Origin of the sequence: Floridaenema evergladense BLCC-F167, assembly GCF_041929205.2 — a bacterium.
GTDB lineage: Bacteria > Cyanobacteriota > Cyanobacteriia > Cyanobacteriales > Aerosakkonemataceae > Floridanema > Floridanema evergladense.
This window is the reverse complement of the sequence record NZ_CM171625.1, coordinates 2,827,514-2,843,815: the sequence shown is the minus strand read 5'-3', so window position 1 is coordinate 2,843,815 and position 16,302 is coordinate 2,827,514. Positions and strand designations below refer to the sequence as shown.

At 43.5% G+C, this 16,302-nt stretch carries 14 protein-coding genes; 4 read left to right on the top strand and 10 right to left on the bottom strand.

Annotated features, from left to right (window positions below):
- Positions 1-120: 120 nt before the first annotated feature.
- From ACE1CA_RS14020 to ACE1CA_RS14000, 5 genes are all read right to left on the bottom strand, one after another.
- Positions 121-1,389, bottom strand: coding sequence for an MFS transporter (locus ACE1CA_RS14020; protein WP_413279698.1), 1,269 nt, complete (start codon positions 1,387-1,389; stop codon positions 121-123).
- Between the two features lie 18 nt (positions 1,390-1,407).
- Positions 1,408-1,887, bottom strand: a complete 480-nt coding sequence (locus ACE1CA_RS14015) for a MarR family winged helix-turn-helix transcriptional regulator (protein WP_413279697.1) — start codon at positions 1,885-1,887, stop codon at positions 1,408-1,410.
- Between the two features lie 226 nt (positions 1,888-2,113).
- Positions 2,114-2,968, bottom strand: coding sequence for an ABC transporter permease (locus ACE1CA_RS14010; RefSeq protein WP_413279696.1), 855 nt, complete (start codon positions 2,966-2,968; stop codon positions 2,114-2,116).
- Entirely contained in the window at positions 2,925-3,776 is an 852-nt protein-coding gene (locus tag ACE1CA_RS14005) for an ATP-binding cassette domain-containing protein (RefSeq protein ID WP_413279695.1), read from the bottom strand. The genes ACE1CA_RS14010 and ACE1CA_RS14005 overlap by 44 nt, the downstream gene beginning before the upstream one ends.
- 162 nt (positions 3,777-3,938) lie before the next feature.
- Positions 3,939-5,822, bottom strand: coding sequence for an ABC transporter ATP-binding protein (locus ACE1CA_RS14000; RefSeq protein WP_413279718.1), 1,884 nt, complete (start codon positions 5,820-5,822; stop codon positions 3,939-3,941).
- Between the two features lie 93 nt (positions 5,823-5,915).
- On the opposite strand from ACE1CA_RS14000, the gene ACE1CA_RS13995 reads away from it, so the two are divergent.
- Together ACE1CA_RS13995 and ACE1CA_RS13990 are read left to right on the top strand one after the other, a co-directional pair.
- Positions 5,916-6,164 (top strand): DUF433 domain-containing protein, encoded by a 249-nt coding sequence (locus tag ACE1CA_RS13995; RefSeq protein WP_413279694.1) that lies wholly within the window; start codon positions 5,916-5,918, stop codon positions 6,162-6,164.
- Positions 6,164-6,520, top strand: a complete 357-nt coding sequence (locus ACE1CA_RS13990) for a DUF5615 family PIN-like protein (protein ID WP_413279693.1) — start codon at positions 6,164-6,166, stop codon at positions 6,518-6,520. The genes ACE1CA_RS13995 and ACE1CA_RS13990 overlap by 1 nt, the downstream gene beginning before the upstream one ends.
- 109 nt (positions 6,521-6,629) lie before the next feature.
- Here the strand turns inward: ACE1CA_RS13990 and ACE1CA_RS13985 are convergent, their stop codons facing one another.
- The 5 genes from ACE1CA_RS13985 to ACE1CA_RS13965 all read right to left on the bottom strand — a co-directional run bounded on the left by ACE1CA_RS13985 (position 6,630) and on the right by ACE1CA_RS13965 (position 12,239).
- On the bottom strand, positions 6,630-7,628 hold the full coding sequence (locus ACE1CA_RS13985; RefSeq protein ID WP_413279692.1) for an aldo/keto reductase: 999 nt from the start codon (positions 7,626-7,628) through the stop codon (positions 6,630-6,632).
- Between the two features lie 3 nt (positions 7,629-7,631).
- Positions 7,632-8,384 carry a class I SAM-dependent methyltransferase gene (locus ACE1CA_RS13980; protein WP_413279691.1) on the bottom strand — a complete coding sequence of 251 codons (753 nt, stop codon included), beginning with the start codon at positions 8,382-8,384 and terminating at the stop codon, positions 7,632-7,634.
- Positions 8,385-8,435: 51 nt separating this feature from the next.
- The gene (locus ACE1CA_RS13975; protein ID WP_413279690.1) at positions 8,436-9,095 is read right to left on the bottom strand and encodes a carboxylesterase family protein; all 660 of its coding nucleotides are present in this window, start codon (positions 9,093-9,095) and stop codon (positions 8,436-8,438) included.
- A gap of 131 nt (positions 9,096-9,226) precedes the next feature.
- Positions 9,227-10,765 (bottom strand): amidohydrolase family protein, encoded by a 1,539-nt coding sequence (locus ACE1CA_RS13970; RefSeq protein ID WP_413279689.1) that lies wholly within the window; start codon positions 10,763-10,765, stop codon positions 9,227-9,229.
- A gap of 109 nt (positions 10,766-10,874) precedes the next feature.
- Positions 10,875-12,239, bottom strand: coding sequence for an LLM class flavin-dependent oxidoreductase (locus ACE1CA_RS13965; protein ID WP_413279688.1), 1,365 nt, complete (start codon positions 12,237-12,239; stop codon positions 10,875-10,877).
- 466 nt (positions 12,240-12,705) lie between these two features.
- On the opposite strand from ACE1CA_RS13965, the gene ACE1CA_RS13960 reads away from it, so the two are divergent.
- The gene (locus ACE1CA_RS13960; protein ID WP_459563670.1) at positions 12,706-13,665 is read left to right on the top strand and encodes a formylglycine-generating enzyme family protein; all 960 of its coding nucleotides are present in this window, start codon (positions 12,706-12,708) and stop codon (positions 13,663-13,665) included.
- 60 nt (positions 13,666-13,725) lie between these two features.
- Positions 13,726-16,107, top strand: coding sequence for an arylsulfatase (locus ACE1CA_RS13955; protein ID WP_459563669.1), 2,382 nt, complete (start codon positions 13,726-13,728; stop codon positions 16,105-16,107).
- Positions 16,108-16,302 lie beyond the last annotated feature (195 nt).

Below are 16,302 nucleotides of genomic sequence, written 5' to 3'. Positions count from 1 at the left end.
AATAGTTAGATACTCTAACTAAATTGACTTAAAATTATTATCCGGTATATCTATCGATTTAGTCAAGATTAAAAATCAGTTCCAGATCCCCGATTTCTTCAAGAAGTCGGGGATCTTGAGTCAATCACCTTGAATAGAATCCAAGTGCCACATTTTAGGCCAAATCAAAGCTACTGCCACAACTACAAGTACTGTGCCAATACCTCCACTAACAACAGAGAAAATTGGCCCAAAAAAGGCAGCAACTAATCCAGATTCAAAACCACCCAATTCATTAGACATACTGATAAAAACACTATTCACAGCCGACACTCTACCTCGTAAATCATTGGGAGTGCGAATCTGTACCAAAGTATGCCGAATTACCACACTGATGCTATCAAGAGCACCAGTCAAAAATAACATGAATAATGATAGCCACAACCAACGAGAAAGACCGAAGATAATAGTTGCTATGCCAAAACCGACAACTGATAAAAGTAATGCTTTTCCCGTCTGGCGAAAGGGAGGTAAATAAGCCAAAATTACTGTCATCATTAAAGCCCCGATCGCAGGGGCTGCTTGTAACCAACCTAATTCTGCTGGTCCTGCGTGTAAAATATCTTTGGCATAAATTGGCAACAAAGCAATTGCTCCGCCAAACAAGACAGCGAATAAATCTAGGGTAATTGCTGCTAAAATTAATTGATTATTCCAAATAAATTTAGCTCCAGCAGCTAAAGCTTTAATGGAGAAAGGCTGTTTGGATAATATCTTTTTTTGTTTAGGAATTAAGGCAACAGCAACTAAAGATAAAAAAGCTAAAACTCCTGCCAATATATAAACATCTGTAGCTCTTCCAAGAACTGCAATGATAATTCCTCCTAAAGATGGGCCTGCCACTGAAGCAAATTGAAAAGTACTACTATTCCAAGTAGCAGCATTTGTGAAAGCATTTTTGGGAATTAATTGCCAAAGAAAAGCATCACTAGCTGGTTTATTAAATGCTCTAGCAATTCCAATTAATAACAAGCAGCTGTAGATGAGAAAAATTGAACCTTTAGTGATGGAGAGAATGGCTAAACCGAAGGAACAGAAGGAGAGCAGCCAAATTGTAAAAAGCATGGTAAATTTGCGATCGAATCGATCGGCTAAATCTCCAGCAATTAAAGTTAAAGCCATGATGGGGATAACTTGCACCAAGCCAACCCCACCTAAAACCAGCGCTGAACCAGTGCGATCGTAAAGTTCCCAACCCACAGCCACACTTTGCATTTGATAACCCAAATACAGCAATAACCGACCGATCGTAAATAGTCGATAATTGCGAAATCTCAGAGCAGCAAAAGGATCATGCCGTTGAGTACTTAAACTATTTTCAGTTACTTGTTTTTTTGTTGTCCACCACATTTTTCAAATCCAGTTACTTCACTCTTCAGGAAGCTCTAAAGAGTTCTCTTCTAACACATCTTTGAGCAGAGTTAATCCTTCTTCAATTAGAAGAATTTGCTGTTCTGTTAAACTATTAAGTAATTCAGAAATGCGATCGCGAGTTTGCGATCGACATTCCTCCAAATGAACCTTTCCCGCTTCCGTCAGATTAAGAACTACTCGTCGTCGTTCCTTTGGATCGTCACGGCGATACACGAAATCGCGTTGCACCAACCGTTCTGTATTCGCTGAAGCAGTCGCACGGGTAACTCCCAAATGTTCTGCCAAATCAGAAAGAGATGCGCCAGGATTGCGATCCAGAAATGCCAGCGTCCGAAATTGCGGCACAGACATAGTTGTAGAATTGCGAGAACGGATATCTGCGCGGATAAACCGCATTGCTAACGGGATTGTTTCCATAACTCTAGCGGCACACTTTTCTGACGTGATTTTTCGATTATGTTGCTTTTTCCCCATTAGATTGTTAACTCCACTAATCGCTGATGTTAAGTAAATGCAGAGCAGCAATTTTACTTCAAAAAGAGTTACTGCCTTACTTCTACTCTTACTTAATGGGCGACCAGTTTTTCGGGGAGATGGGGATTAGGGACTGGGGATTGGGTACTGGGTACTGGGAAGAAACTTTGACCATTTACCAGAATTGTTAATTAATCCCTAGTCCCTAGTCCCCAGTCTCTAATCCCTAAGTTGCTACTCTTGGGTAAAGCCTCCCGCAAATATAAGTAAAAACTGCCACGACTACTAGCAAAATCAGACAGTCTGTACCAAATCCATAAATGCTGCGACCATTCTCTAGCATTGTTGCCCGCAAAGCATCCACCATATAAGTTAAAGGATTTAGGTGCGCGATCGATCGCAACCATATCGGCATCAAAGCAACTGGATAAATCGCATTACTAGCAAAAAATAAAGGCATGGTCAACAATTGTCCAATACCCGTAAAGCGTTCTCGTGATTTTACCAAACAGCCAATAATTAAAGAAAAAGTGCAGAAACAAGCTGCCCCTAAAAACACAACTAATACAACCCCTAAAAAATTCAGGGGATTATGATTGAGATGTACGCCAATGAGCATTGACAATAAGTAAATAATAATCACTTGGCAAAAACTTCGCACCCCAGCAGCTAAAGCTTTACCAAGCACCATTGCCGCACGGGGAGTCGGACTAGCGAGAAATTTATGCACTGTACCTAAATCTCGTTCCCAAATAATCGACATTCCCCCACTAAAAATCGCTACAAACAAAACACTTTGTGCCAAAATTCCCGCTGCCATAAAATCTAAATAAGGCAAGCCATTACTAGGAATTGCGCGAATTTTGGAAAAAACTTGTCCGAAAATTACTAACCAAAGTACGGGTTGAACAGCACGCACAAATAAGTCGCTAGGATCGTGAAGCAATTTACGTATTTCTAATTCTGTGAGGACGATCGTTTTTCTAATTAATTCCGCTGTTGCAGTTAGCCAGTTATTGGTACGCTCATGTTTTGGTTTAACCCAACCGTTTAGCAGTACGCCTGATTCTTGAGGTTTCACGATAATTCGCTCCCGATGCTAATAAATCCCCGGTATAGTGAATGAAAACATCATCCAAAGTTGCATCTTCTTTGGCTAATGATGCCTTCAATTCTGTGGGTGTACCTGTGACAATAATTTGACTGGCGTGCATGATTGCAATTCGATCGCACAAAACATCCGCTTCTTCCATAAAATGAGTAGTTAAAAAGACAGTTGTGCCAAAGTTCGATCGCAATCTTTCCACTAATTCCCAAACATTACTCCGGGCTAAAGGATCAAGTCCAACAGTTGGTTCATCTAAAAACAATACTAATGGTTGATGCAGAATCGCTTGAGCAATTTCTAACTTACGAATCATCCCTCCAGAATATTGCTGAACTAATCTATGAGCCGCATCTTGCAAACCCATAAAATTCAGCAATTCCTGAATGTGATTTTCTCGTTTCTTTCGGGGAATATCGTATAACTTGGCAAAAATTAGCAGATTTTCATAACCTGTTAAACTGCCATCGGCAGAAAGTGATTGGGGAACATAGCCGATCGCCCTTCTCACCCTAGCAGCTTGACGAACGATATCCAACCCCGCAATAGTTGCACCTCCAGCACTAGGAGGCAATAGGGTTGTTAGCATTTTGATCGCTGTACTTTTACCCGCCCCATTCGGCCCTAGTAAACCAAAAACTTCTCCTGCTTGCACAGTCAAGTTTAAGTCATTTACTGCGCTCGCTTTCCCGAAGCGTCGCGTTAGGGCGTATGTTTCTAAGATGACAGAGGAGTTAGTGATTGGAGGTTGCGATCGTCCTACACTTTCAGTAAGTCTGGTCACGAATTAATTGACCTCACTCGATAGTTAGATTATCTAACTATTAGTCTTACATATTTCATGTTTAGCAGCAAGTAGGGTATGTGAAAATCAAGGCGGGCAGGATGCCCGCCCCATCCAAAGATAACTATTATCACTTTATTTATTTGCACCTACTTATTAGAACTAAGCAGGTCGTTGCTTTTGAAATTCCAGATGCTCGTTATGGTCATCTTTTTCTGGTAAAAATCCACCTGCTTGCATTTGCCATAGCCTATAGTAAGCGCCTCTTTGTGCTAACAGTTTAGCGTGGGTGCCATCTTCAACAATAGAGCCTTGATCGAATACTAAAATCCGATCGAGATGCGAAATTGTAGATAATCTATGCGCTACCACAATCACAGTCTTTCCATCCATTACTAAATCCAAGGTATCTTGGATTGCTTTTTCGGTAATAGAATCAAGACTGGAAGTAGCTTCATCCAAAATTAAAATTGGTGCATCTTTAAGGATAACTCTGGCGATCGCAATCCGCTGCCTCTGTCCCCCAGAAAGTTTAACTCCCCGTTCGCCCACTAGAGAATCATATCCCTCCTTTGTCCGCATAATGAACTCGTGAGCATGAGCTTTCCGCGATGCCTCATATACTTCTTCATCAGTTGCATCTAATCGACCATAACGAATATTTTCTAATAACGTCCTATGGAACAGTGAAGGATCTTGGGGAATCAAACTAATCTGAGCGTGTAGTGCATCCTGAGTCATATCACCAATATCTACCCCATCAATTAAAATTTGTCCTGATTGGGGATCGAACAATCGTAAAATCAGATTCACAAACGTAGATTTTCCCGAACCAGAAAAACCCACCAATCCAACTCGTTCTCCTGGTTGAATGGTGACACAGAGATTGTTGAAGACATTCTTTCCAGAGTAGTAACTGAAATCTACCTGACGGAACTCAATTTTACCTTGAGTGATGGAAGGTGCGATCGCATTTTCGCGATCGATCAATTCGTGGGGTTGAACGATCGTACCAACTCCATTACTCACATTCCCAATATGTTCAAAAAATTCCAAAAATCGTTTACTTAAATTTCGAGCTTCACTAATAATCAACAGCGATAGACTAGTTGCTACTACAAAGTCAGCAGCATTAATCTTTCCCTGACTCCAAAGGAAAAGGGAATAAAAAAGAGTACCAATTTTCAGAATAGCTGATGCGATAAACTGAAACCAGCGAATTCGCTCCGAGTACCAATTAGACTTTCTTACCTGTTTAAGTTCATAATTTAATCGCTCATTCAAATAGTGCCGTTCAAAGCCCAAACGAGCGAATAGTTTAGTACTAACAAGATTCGTCACAGAATCAACAATAATACCAGTTGTATCACTTCTAGCAGCTGCGGCTCTCCTTGCATGAATTCGAGAGCGGGTTGCCAACCAAAAAGAAATACTAATAAACAAAACTGCCCAAGTTCCGACGAATGCAGCCAGAGGTGGATAGGCACGATATAGTAACATTGTAGAGACAATGTAGACGATAATTACAGGCATAAACTCAGTAATCAACATTGACATTGTTTGAGTCACACCAAGCGAAGTTTCACTAATTCGATGTGCCAATGCCCCTGCAAAACTACTGCTTAAATAACGGTGAGAATGCTGCTGCAAGTAAGCATACAAAGCTCTAACAATATATTGCCGATGGATAGGATGTCGAAGAGTTTGCAACAGTCCGCCCACACGCCCAAAAACTACTTCACCGACGCTCAAAGCTGCAAACAGCATCAAGGGTTGTTTTACAGTATCAAAAATTAGTTTGCTATCACCTGTCGATCGCGTCACGCTGCGAATAATTTCACCGATCGCATAAGGTAACATAATCCCACAAGTGGCGTGCAATATCTCCAGAAAAATCATTGCTATATACCACCAACGAAAATGATTCACAAAATAAAAAATGAACCAAAAAGCCGTTGTGGGTAAAGCAGGTGCGTCAGCAGCCCTCTGGAAAGGTTGAGATAGAAGAGATTTTTTGATGAAAAAACGGCGTTTATCGCGTCGCATCACTTCAGCTTCTCCGTATCATTGTCAGAATATAGGTAATTTAATAAGATTGCTTATGATTGTCGTAACTACTCAATATGAAATGGTAGAACAATGACCGATCAAGACCTTTTAAATCGAATCACTGCTAATCCCACAGTCATGGTTGGAAAGCCAGTCATTAAAGGAACTCGCCTTACCGTCGAGTACATTCTGAATCTTCTTGCTCATGGCGCAACAGTAACAGAAATTTTAGAAGAATACGAAAACTTGGTTGAAGAAGACATTAGAGCTTGCCTTTTATTTGCCGCTCAATCGCTGGGAAGTGCAAGTTTTATGCCACTAGTAGTGGAGACAACTTAATGCGTTTTTTAGTTGATGAAAACACAGGTGTTGTTGTAGCACGTTGGCTACGCAGTCAAAACCATGAAGTATTTTCTGTTTATGAACAAGCAAGAGGAATTAATGATGACGAAATTCTTCAAAAAGCATTTGACGAGAACTGGATTTTGCTCACCAGTGACAAAGACTTCGGTGAGAAAATTTATCGAGAACAGCGATCGCATCGAGGTATTATTTTGCTTCGCCTTCAGAATGAACGTTCTAGTAACAAGATTGATACTCTTCAACGTTTACTAGCCGATTATTCTGAACAACTACCTAATAACTTTGTTGTGGTAACTGAACAACAAGTTAGATTTGCCAGGATGCAATTATAATTTTGAAAAATGCTGAATAATAGAGGGAACTTCATTCAGTTTATCAATAATTGCATCGGCTTCCTTTGCCTCCCAGCATTTCTTCGATAAATTGTCGGATCATTTATTTCTAACGCACAGCATCCCCCTTACGATATTCAGCAGTAATATCATCTAGTTTTTGTTTCAAACTATCATCGAGTTTAACTTCGATCGCTTTCAAACTTTCCACCAATTGTTCTGGACGACTAGCACCAATAATTGGAGCAGTAATAATCGGATTTGCCAGCACCCAGGCGATCGCAAGAGTAGTTAGCGACAAGCCAGCAACATCAGCGACGGTGCGTAACTCTTCTACTGTATTGAATTCCCGATCACGCCAGTAACGTTTTTGATACACTTGGGCAGCAGTACCCAGAGTAAATCGGGTGCCATCGCTAGGGGCATCAGCACGATTATGTTTTCCGGTTAAAAGACCGCCTGCCAAAGGATTATAAGGAATCACTCCCAATCCTTCCTCTTTCGCTAGAGGTAGAAGTTCCCGCTCAATTTCGCGGAATAGCAGATTATACCGAGGTTGGATTGAGACAAAGCGGGTTAAATTCCGAACATCAGCACGTCCCAAGGCTCGACTAAGACGATATGCCAGAAAGTTTGATACGCCGATGTAACGTACTTTACCAGCTTTGACGATCGCATCCAAAGCCTCCAATGTCTCATCCAAAGGAGTTGAAGCATCATCGGAGTGCAACTGGTACAAATCTACGTAATCAGTTTGCAGTCTTCGCAGGGAAGCATCGATCGCATCCAGAATATGTTTGCGCGAAGCACCCTGATCCCAAGGCGAAGGGCCTACTTTACCAACACACTTAGTTGCCAGAATAAACTGTTCCCGTTTACTTTTCAACCAGCGCCCAATAATTTCTTCAGTCCGTCCCGCTGTTGCCAGTCCACCCCCCAAAGGATAAACATCGGCAGTATCGAGAAAGTTGATTCCGGCATCAGCGGCACTGTCAAGGATTTGTTTGGATGTTTCTTCATCAGACTGGAAACCAAAGGTCATTGTACCAAGAACTAGACGGGAAACCGTCAATCCAGTTTGACCGAGTTTTGTAGTAGGTAATGTCATAAATTAGCGATCGAACAAGCCATAAAGGAAATAGTTTTCGGTGGCATGAACATAACCGTACCACCCTAAGTTTTGCAAGGATTCTTCTAACTCATTTGGTTCATAGAAGATCTTCACAATGCGGTAAGTTTGCCCATCATTCAACTTCCGTTGGGCATACCCTTGCTTATTCAACGTTGCATGATCTTTAGCTGTAGAATCTTGGGTAAACAGACTATCTACAAAAAAGATTCGCCCATCAGGTTTTAATGCTCCTTTAATCATCTGCCAGAAAGATGCAAATTTTTCTTTTGGAATGTGAGAGAGCCAAAAACCAAAGAAAATATAGTCAAACTGTTGGTTAGGAGTCCAGTTGAATATGTCAGCAACAATGTACTCAACAGAGTTAGAATTGACACGCTGCTTATTCAACGCGATCGCTTCTGGCGAAGAATCTACCGCAGTCACGCGATTTGCTAAAGGAACTAAATGCTGCGTCCATAAACCTGTTCCACAAGCGAGATCTAAGACATCTCCTGAAGGTTTAGACGCTCGAAGTGCAGCTTCTACTTCAAAAACTTCCGAAAACCACTGCCGTCGATGTTGCTCGCCGCGATCGTAACGTCCTTCCCGGAAAAACCATTCGTCGTATTCCGAAGCTCGTTCCCGATAATATTGAATTTGCTCTTGCAAAATGTCAACTGTCATCGAATCAAGAGGATCGTGGATAAAGTATTTAGACTCTATCAGTTTCCAGTCGATCGGAGGATGTATCATAGAATTTTGTTGTCATGTAAACTATCAAACAGCAATACACCTGACGGCACGCTACGCCAACGCACGATCGCGACGGTTAAGAGAAACGAACCATCGTTGCAACTGAGGGTCGCCATAAACCTCATCGGCAATAAAATGATCCTCTTCCGGTAGAACTGTAAAATTCACATTTATTCCCAAACCTCGTAAGGTCGCGACAAACTGTTCTGCATCTTCAACGGGCAAGTTCTTGTCCTGTCCACCTTGAAACATCTCAATGGGAATGTCTTTGAGTGCTGCAAGTTCAGGTTCGGTTAAACTCTTAGGAACTCGACCAGATACAGCAACTAAACCTACAAAGCGATCGGGATAGGATGCCGCAAGATGCCATACTCCCGCTGAACCTAAACTAAATCCAGAGATGATCACCCTTGATGGATCGATCGCGTGCGAGGCGATCAACTCATCCAGCAATGCAATCACATCTAATGCCCGTTCAACCCAAGTTTGTGCTTCGGGAATCTGAGGTGCTACAAAAAAGTATGGTACAGAATCAGACTCATTGACAAAACGCGGTAAACCCCATTTCAGCAGGGTATTGAGATCGGTTCCGCGATCGCGTGCGCCGTGCAAAAAAAGCACTAATGGTGCAGCATCACTGGTATTAGTAGGCGCAAACAGATAAGGCAATAAACCATTAGGGGCATTGTAAGAGCGATGTTCAACAGACATAGTTGTTACTCCTAACGAAGGTTATTACATGAAGTACAGGAGGGGCTTAAGCCCCTTGCCTGTATCGTTAATGATTAGGAAACCAAGCTCATTCCAGGAACATAGGTATTTGATATCGATATCTCTGTTGGTTAAACTGTTGCCAGCGGCTTATCAACAGATTGGGATTCGACCTTAGCGAGTTTAGATTCGATCGCAGTACCCTTAAAGAAATTCGGGTTAGCTTCGGTGTAAAGTTTGTAGGGATTCTCGAAGACGTAAGCTTTAAAGTCAGCTTCGGAAATGACTCCTTCTTCCACCAGTTCCCAGCTTTCCGCTAGAGGTTGAGTGATATCGGGTACATCCCAGTGACCAACATCTGAAGAGTAAATCGCGTTAATTTTGACTCCCAATGGATTAGCTTTATTGTTGAATGCAGCTGCGATCGTGCGATCGTCCGACTCAGATCCAAAGAAGAAGTTGTTCACCCAGCGATCGCGTATATCTTCAATAGTTTCAATTCCAGCAGCCGCAAAATCTTCTAATTCGCTACCCACAGGTTGACGGCTATAACGAGTGAAGGAAGCACCCAGAACAGTTTCAACCAACTCCTCTTTATTCAGAGAGTATCCTTTAGTAATGTCGCCACCGAAGCGTTCAAACAACTCGTACAACTCATTAGCATTTGTCAGTTCTGGGTTGTAGTTTTGCAGTGCTTTGAGGTTGCGCTTGGAGAAGCGATCGACCAAATGAATGTATACATGAGCACCCCAATCTGCACCACCTTCCAACATAGCAACGCGCAACTGTGGGAAGCGTCGGGTTACACCACCAAAGAACAAGGCTTTAGCAAATGCTTGCGAGCCATCAGCAAAGTGACCGATGTGATTATTCATGTAGTTACTGATGGAAGAACGTCCCGTCCAGCCTTGACTACCATAGTGAGTGGTAATGGGTACACCTAATTCCACAACTTTTGCCCAGAATGGATCGTAATTATATTCGCTATCCAATCCGAAAAAGTCAATGTAGTAGGCATACTTGGCGATTTCTGGATATTGGTCGGCTGGGTATTTATCTGCGATCGCCTTAATCGGTCGCTTCACCCCACCAGGAATATTAATCACCTTCAATCCCAGGGTTTTTACTGCAAACTCTAATTCCTCGATCGCTTCTTCAGGTGTACTCATGGTAATGCCTGCAACGGGGGTGAGGCGATCGCTATACTTGCGATAAATATCAGCATGATAGTGATTGATTGCCCGTTGTAATGCCTGACGATTCTCTGGTTTTGCTCCCGATGCTGCTAAAGCATTGTTGGGAAACAACACCGAATAGTCCGATCCTTGCTCTGCCTGCCGTTCATAAAGCAATTCCGGTAAAGTGTAGGTAGCCAGATCCAGCGTATTGCGGGTAACTCTAGCCCACCAAGGTGCTCGCAAAGTGCGATAATACTGCCGCTCCTCTGGCGTTTGTTGATACCAGTCCTTTCCATCAACCTTAGAATTTAAACGGTAATTTTCCGCTTTACGTAACTCGTCCACCAGTTGTGCGCCACCATAAGTAGCAATGTAATCCTCAAAAGCCGGAGTAAAATCATTGGTATGCACATCGGTATCAATCACCGGATAATCCAGCTTGGCCCGGATTGCAGCAGAACGAGAAATATGCAAACGGCTAAATTCAACCATGATAATTTCCTCAAAAAAGTAGAAGTGTTTACAAAATAGGGACTGGGGACTGGGGACTGGGGACTGGGTATTATTTCCTTCCTCCTCTGCCCCTCTGCCCCCCTGCTCCTTACGCCACAACCAATCGCTCTTCCCGACCTTTGGCAGCGAGACGATTGGCGGGACGACGCAAACCCAGATTTTCCCGCAGAGTTCTGCCCTCATATTCGGTACGGAATAGCCCACGTTTCTGCAAAATGGGAATCACCAAATTGACAAAATCATCTAATCCTGTCGGCAGGATTGGTGGCATGATGTTAAATCCATCTGCTGCATCATTGTTAAACCATTCTTCTAATTGGTCAGCGATGCTTTCGGGTGTTCCCAGAATGGTACGATGACCGCGTGCAGTGGAGAGGGAGAGATACAACTGGCGTAGTGTAAGATTGCCACGAGTTGCCAAATCTTTAACCAGTTTCAGCCGACTCTTGTTAGTATTGGTGTCGCTAGGCAGTTCGGGAGCCGAATCGTCGAGGGAATATTTAGATAAATCGACACCTTTGTAATAGTTCTTTAAGATGCCCCAGGCAACTTCGGGATGGATCAAAGATTGCAGAAACTCGTATTTTTCCTGTGCTTCGGCTTCTGTGCGACCGATAATTGGAAATGCTCCGGGCATGATTTTTAGGTCGTCGGGCGATCGACCATACTTTGCTAACCTACCTTTAAGATCGGCATAAAATTCCTGAGCATCTTCCAGGGTTTGATTAGCAGTAAAAATCACCTCAGCCGTTCTTGCAGCTAAATCCCGTCCCGCTTCCGAAGCTCCCGCTTGCACAATCACTGGATAACCTTGGATTGGACGACCAACATTTAATGGCCCTTTAACCGAGAAATATTTGCCTTTGTGGTTGAGAATGTGCAGCTTTTCTCGATCGAAGTAGACCCCCGATTCCCTGTCACGGATAAAGGCATCATCTTCCCAACTATCCCACAATCCTTTCACCACTTCTACAAACTCTTCGGCTCGTTCATACCTCTGGCTATGATCGGGATGATGCTCAAGTCCGAAGTTCTGTGCAGCATTCTCGTTGCCAGTGGTGACAACATTCCACGCCGCTCGACCTTTACTTAAGTGATCCAAGGAAGCAAACTTTCGCGCCAAGGTATAAGGGTCTTCGTATGTAGTCGAAGCAGTGGCAACAAAACCAATATTTTGCGTCACAGCAGACAAGGCAGAAAACAGGGTAACTGGCTCAAAGTGGACGATTTTACCATTGCGGCTTTGTGTTTCTGGCGTACCTCCCCAAACACTGGGACTATCTGCCAGAAAAACAGCATCAAATAATCCACGTTCCGCAGTTTGAGTAATCTCCTTATAATGCTCGAAATTTAGTCCTGCATCAATCTGTGCATCAGGGTGCCGCCAAGCAGAAACATGATGTCCTGTGGCTTGAATGAATGCACCTAAACGAAACTTGCGTGTTGTAGTCATGTTTTATCTTTTCTAATGTGCGTTCCGCCAAGACGCTATGCGTCAATGGCTTTTCATGCAACATCAATGATGATTCGACCGTTACGACAGCATTTGCTAATTCGTAACTTCTGAGCAAACATCTGTTGCTCTTGTAGACACGGAAATTAGGGACTTACAAGACACATTGATACTATACACTAACTGTTAGATTTTCTAACATTAAGTTTTACAAACTATATGACATCTGAATTCTTGCTTTCTCATAGTAAATGTGTCAGACTCTTGTTTAATTATAGTACTGTAAATCTACCGATATATCGTAGATTATATCCTTACTGTCCAGAAAAAGATTCAGAGCTTGGTATTGATGTACTTGCCCCATAAAGAATCCCAGTCCCGTAGGACAGGCATCTTGCCTGTCATCCGTAGCGCCCAATACCCGAAACCAGGGAGAAAGGTTTTTCATTTGACAATAACTTTATTCCTGTGTCTAATCATCTTTGCTACGCTGCTGAATTTTTCAGGTTTAGCATGGGCAGCAAACTCCTGTCCGCCTGAAATGGTAATGATTCCGGGGGGTAGTTTTCAGATTGGCTCTGATGACCCTAGATTTGAGGAAGAGCGATCGGCTACAGATGTTAGTGTCGATCGCTTTTGCATCGATCGAACGGAAGTCACCAACGCTCAGTTTGCCGAGTTTGTTGCTGCTACTGGGTATCTCACTATTGCAGAACGTCTCCTTTCCGAAGAACAATTTCCCGATTTACCAGAGGAGAAGCGATCGCCAGGTTCTTTAGTCTTTCAAATGGCAAAACCTGGTGTAAAATCTGTTCCAGTCCTGAGTTGGTGGCATTGGACTGTTGGGGCAAACTGGAAACATCCGTTTGGGCTGGATAGTTCGATCGCAGGGAAAGACAACTACCCCGTTGTCCACATTGCTTACGAAGACGCGGTTGCCTACGCGAAATGGGCTGGAAAATCAATTCCCACCGAAGCGCAGTGGGAATATGCAGCACGGGGAGGCTTAGATGGCGCAACTTACGCTTGGGGCGATCGATATTCAGCGACAAAAGCGAATACCTGGCAAGGCATTTTCCCTTTTTTCAATACCAAAGAAGATGGTCATATAGGCATTGCTCCCGTTGGTTCTTTTGAACCGAACGGCTACGGACTTTACGACATAACAGGGAATGTGTGGGAATGGACTTCCGATTGGTATCACGTCGGACACAAATCCCATCAAAGCAATCCCACAGGCCCTACACAAGCAGAAAGTTTTGACCCCAAAAAACCTGAAGAATCGGCTCTGCGCGTGATTAAGGGCGGTTCTTACCTTTGTGCGCCTAATTATTGCAGTCGCTTTCGTCCAGCAGCACGGGAGTCAGAAGCTCCTGATACTGGGACAACCCATATCGGGTTTCGCTTAGTAAAGAATTTGACGTGAGGAGAATGAATTATGTTACGAGTTGGTTTCATGGGATGGCAACGAAAGGACATGATACAGATGTTTGTCCGATTCGTGGCGATGATTTTTTTCAGCATTATTAGCCTTTTTCCTCTGCCTGCAATGGCTGCAACTTCTAAGATTCTGCCTGTTCCAGATCCAGATTTTCAGGGGAAAATAGGACTTACTTATAAGGAATCTGAACCGGATTTTCCTAAATCGATCGCAGCACCAGCAAAAGCTCCCAACGTACTACTAATTCTGCTTGATGATGTAGGTTTTGGGCAAACCAGCACCTTTGGTGGGCCGATCGACACTCCCAATCTGACCAAATTAGCAGGACGGGGATTACGCTACAACCAGTTTCATGTTACAGCCCTTTGTTCTCCCACCAGAGCGGCATTGCTAACCGGACGCAATCACCATTCCGTAAATACAGGTGTAGTTGAGGAGTTAGCGACAGGTTTTCCGGGCTATACCACCATTCTGCCCAAGAGTGCAGCGACGGTGGCAGAAGTGCTGCGGCAAAATGGCTATAGTACAGCAGCTTTTGGGAAATGGCACAACACGCCAGATTATGAAACTAGTGCTGCTGGGCCGTTCGATCGCTGGCCCACCCATCTTGGTTTTGATTATTTCTACGGCTTTTTAGGCGGTGATACAAACCAATGGAGTCCAGCATTGGTGGAGAATACTAAGCGGATTCAAAAACCAACTGACAATCCCGATTATCATTTAACCCCAGATTTGGCAGATCATGCGATTTCTTGGATTCGGACTCAACAATCGATCGCACCTGATAAACCTTTCTTTGCTTACTTTGCCACAGGAGCAACTCACGCACCCCACCATGCGCCGAAAGCTTGGATTGACAAGTATAAGGGGAAATTCGATCAAGGATGGGATAAACTGCGCGAGGAAACCTTTGCCCGTCAGAAACAACTGGGCGTGATTCCTGCTAGTGCTCAACTTACACCACGTCCCAAAGAATTACCAGCTTGGGATTCTTTATCAAAAGAGGATCAAAGACTTTTTGCTCATCAAGCTGAAGTATTTGCGGGATTTACCGCCCATACTGATGCCGAAATCGGACGGGTAATTGATGCGATCGATCGACTCGGAGAACTGGACAATACGCTGGTTATCTATATTGTCGGCGATAATGGTGCCAGTGCTGAGGGTGGTTTAACGGGTACTGTGAATGAATTAAAAGTATTCAATGGTGTACCTGAAGATCGGCAACTACTGCTTGCTTCTCTTGATGAACTGGGTAGCCCAAAAACCTTTAACCATTTTCATGCTGCTTGGGCATGGGCTGTAAATACACCTTTCCAATGGACTAAGCAGATTGCATCTCACTTTGGCGGTACTCGCGATCCGCTGGTGATTGCTTGGGGCGATCGTATTCAGGATCGGGGCGGACTTCGCACTCAATTCCATCATGTTATTGATATCGCACCAACGATTCTAGAAGCAACAGGGATTACACCGCCTACCATTGTGAATGGTGTGGAGCAACAACCGATCGAAGGCACCAGCCTAGCTTACACTTTTGATAATCCAGATGCCCCATCGCAGCACACAACTCAGTATTTTGAGATGTTTGGTAATCGGGCGATTTACGATAAAGGTTGGATTGCCGCAGCTAGACATGGGCGCTTACCTTGGGAAAGAGTTTCTAAAACTAGTTTTGACCAAGACACCTGGGAACTTTACGACATTACCAAAGATTTCAGCGAAGCAAACAACCTGGCAGAGGAAAATCCCACCAAATTAAAGGAACTGCAATCCCTCTTTTTAGCTGAAGCGCGTGAGCATAAAGTTTTGCCTTTGGACGATCGCCTCTTAAACCGCTTTGATGTCAGCATTCGCCCCAGTTTAGCAGCAGGTCGGACTCATTTTACCTACTATCCCGGTGCAACTGGGATTCCCGAAGGTAGTGCGCCAGACTTGAAAAACAAATCCTTTACCATTACCGCAGCGGTTGATATTCCCAAAGATAACGACGATGCAGAGGGAGTTTTAGTTGCTCAGGGTGGACGTTTTGCCGGATGGAGTTTCTTCCTTGACGATGGTAAACCGATTTTTGCTTATAATTTTTTGGGGAGCGATCGGACCTTAATCAAATCTAAGGAAGAAGTTCCCGTTGGACCATCCAATATCAGATTTGAGTTTGAGTCTGATGGCGGAACTCCTGGTGCTGGAGGCATAGGTAAATTATTCATCAACGACAAACCCGTAGGTGAAGGACACATCGCCAAAACTGTCCCCTACCGTTTGGGTTTAGACGAAACCTTTGACGTTGGTCAAGATTTGGGTACACCTGTTGTTGAAGCTTATCAACCACCATTTGCGTTTACAGGCAACTTGCAAAAAGTCACATTGGATTTAAAAGCGATTGAAATCGCAGCTACACAAACAAAGTCCGCCTACGCGGACTAGAGAATCAAGGGGTATTTAAGCCGGATTTGGGATAAGCCCTAAGAACAAAAGATTTCTTGCAAAAAGAGACAATCTCTAAGTTTTATCTGTGTTTATCTGTAGATATCTATGGTTAAAAACTTAGACTTCATACTTTTGCAAGAAGTATAAAAAACATTAAAGGAGAGAATCATATCAAATCCGGCTTAGTTACCA

Excerpts from the sequence above, each read along its gene's own strand:
- ACE1CA_RS13985 (WP_413279692.1), bottom strand. The coding sequence starts at position 7,628 with ATGACATTACCTACTACAAAACTCGGTCAAACTGGATTGACGGTTTCC.
- ACE1CA_RS13965 (WP_413279688.1), bottom strand. The coding sequence starts at position 12,239 with ATGACTACAACACGCAAGTTTCGTTTAGGTGCATTCATTCAAGCCACA.
- ACE1CA_RS13975 (WP_413279690.1), bottom strand. The coding sequence starts at position 9,095 with ATGTCTGTTGAACATCGCTCTTACAATGCCCCTAATGGTTTATTGCCT.
- ACE1CA_RS13990 (WP_413279693.1), top strand. The coding sequence starts at position 6,164 with ATGCGTTTTTTAGTTGATGAAAACACAGGTGTTGTTGTAGCACGTTGG.
- ACE1CA_RS14000 (WP_413279718.1), bottom strand. The coding sequence starts at position 5,822 with ATGCGACGCGATAAACGCCGTTTTTTCATCAAAAAATCTCTTCTATCT.
- ACE1CA_RS13995 (WP_413279694.1), top strand. The coding sequence starts at position 5,916 with ATGACCGATCAAGACCTTTTAAATCGAATCACTGCTAATCCCACAGTC.
- ACE1CA_RS13970 (WP_413279689.1), bottom strand. The coding sequence starts at position 10,765 with ATGGTTGAATTTAGCCGTTTGCATATTTCTCGTTCTGCTGCAATCCGG.
- ACE1CA_RS14015 (WP_413279697.1), bottom strand. The coding sequence starts at position 1,887 with ATGGGGAAAAAGCAACATAATCGAAAAATCACGTCAGAAAAGTGTGCC.
- ACE1CA_RS13980 (WP_413279691.1), bottom strand. The coding sequence starts at position 8,384 with ATGATACATCCTCCGATCGACTGGAAACTGATAGAGTCTAAATACTTT.
- ACE1CA_RS13955 (WP_459563669.1), top strand. The coding sequence starts at position 13,726 with ATGTTTGTCCGATTCGTGGCGATGATTTTTTTCAGCATTATTAGCCTT.
- ACE1CA_RS14020 (WP_413279698.1), bottom strand. The coding sequence starts at position 1,389 with ATGTGGTGGACAACAAAAAAACAAGTAACTGAAAATAGTTTAAGTACT.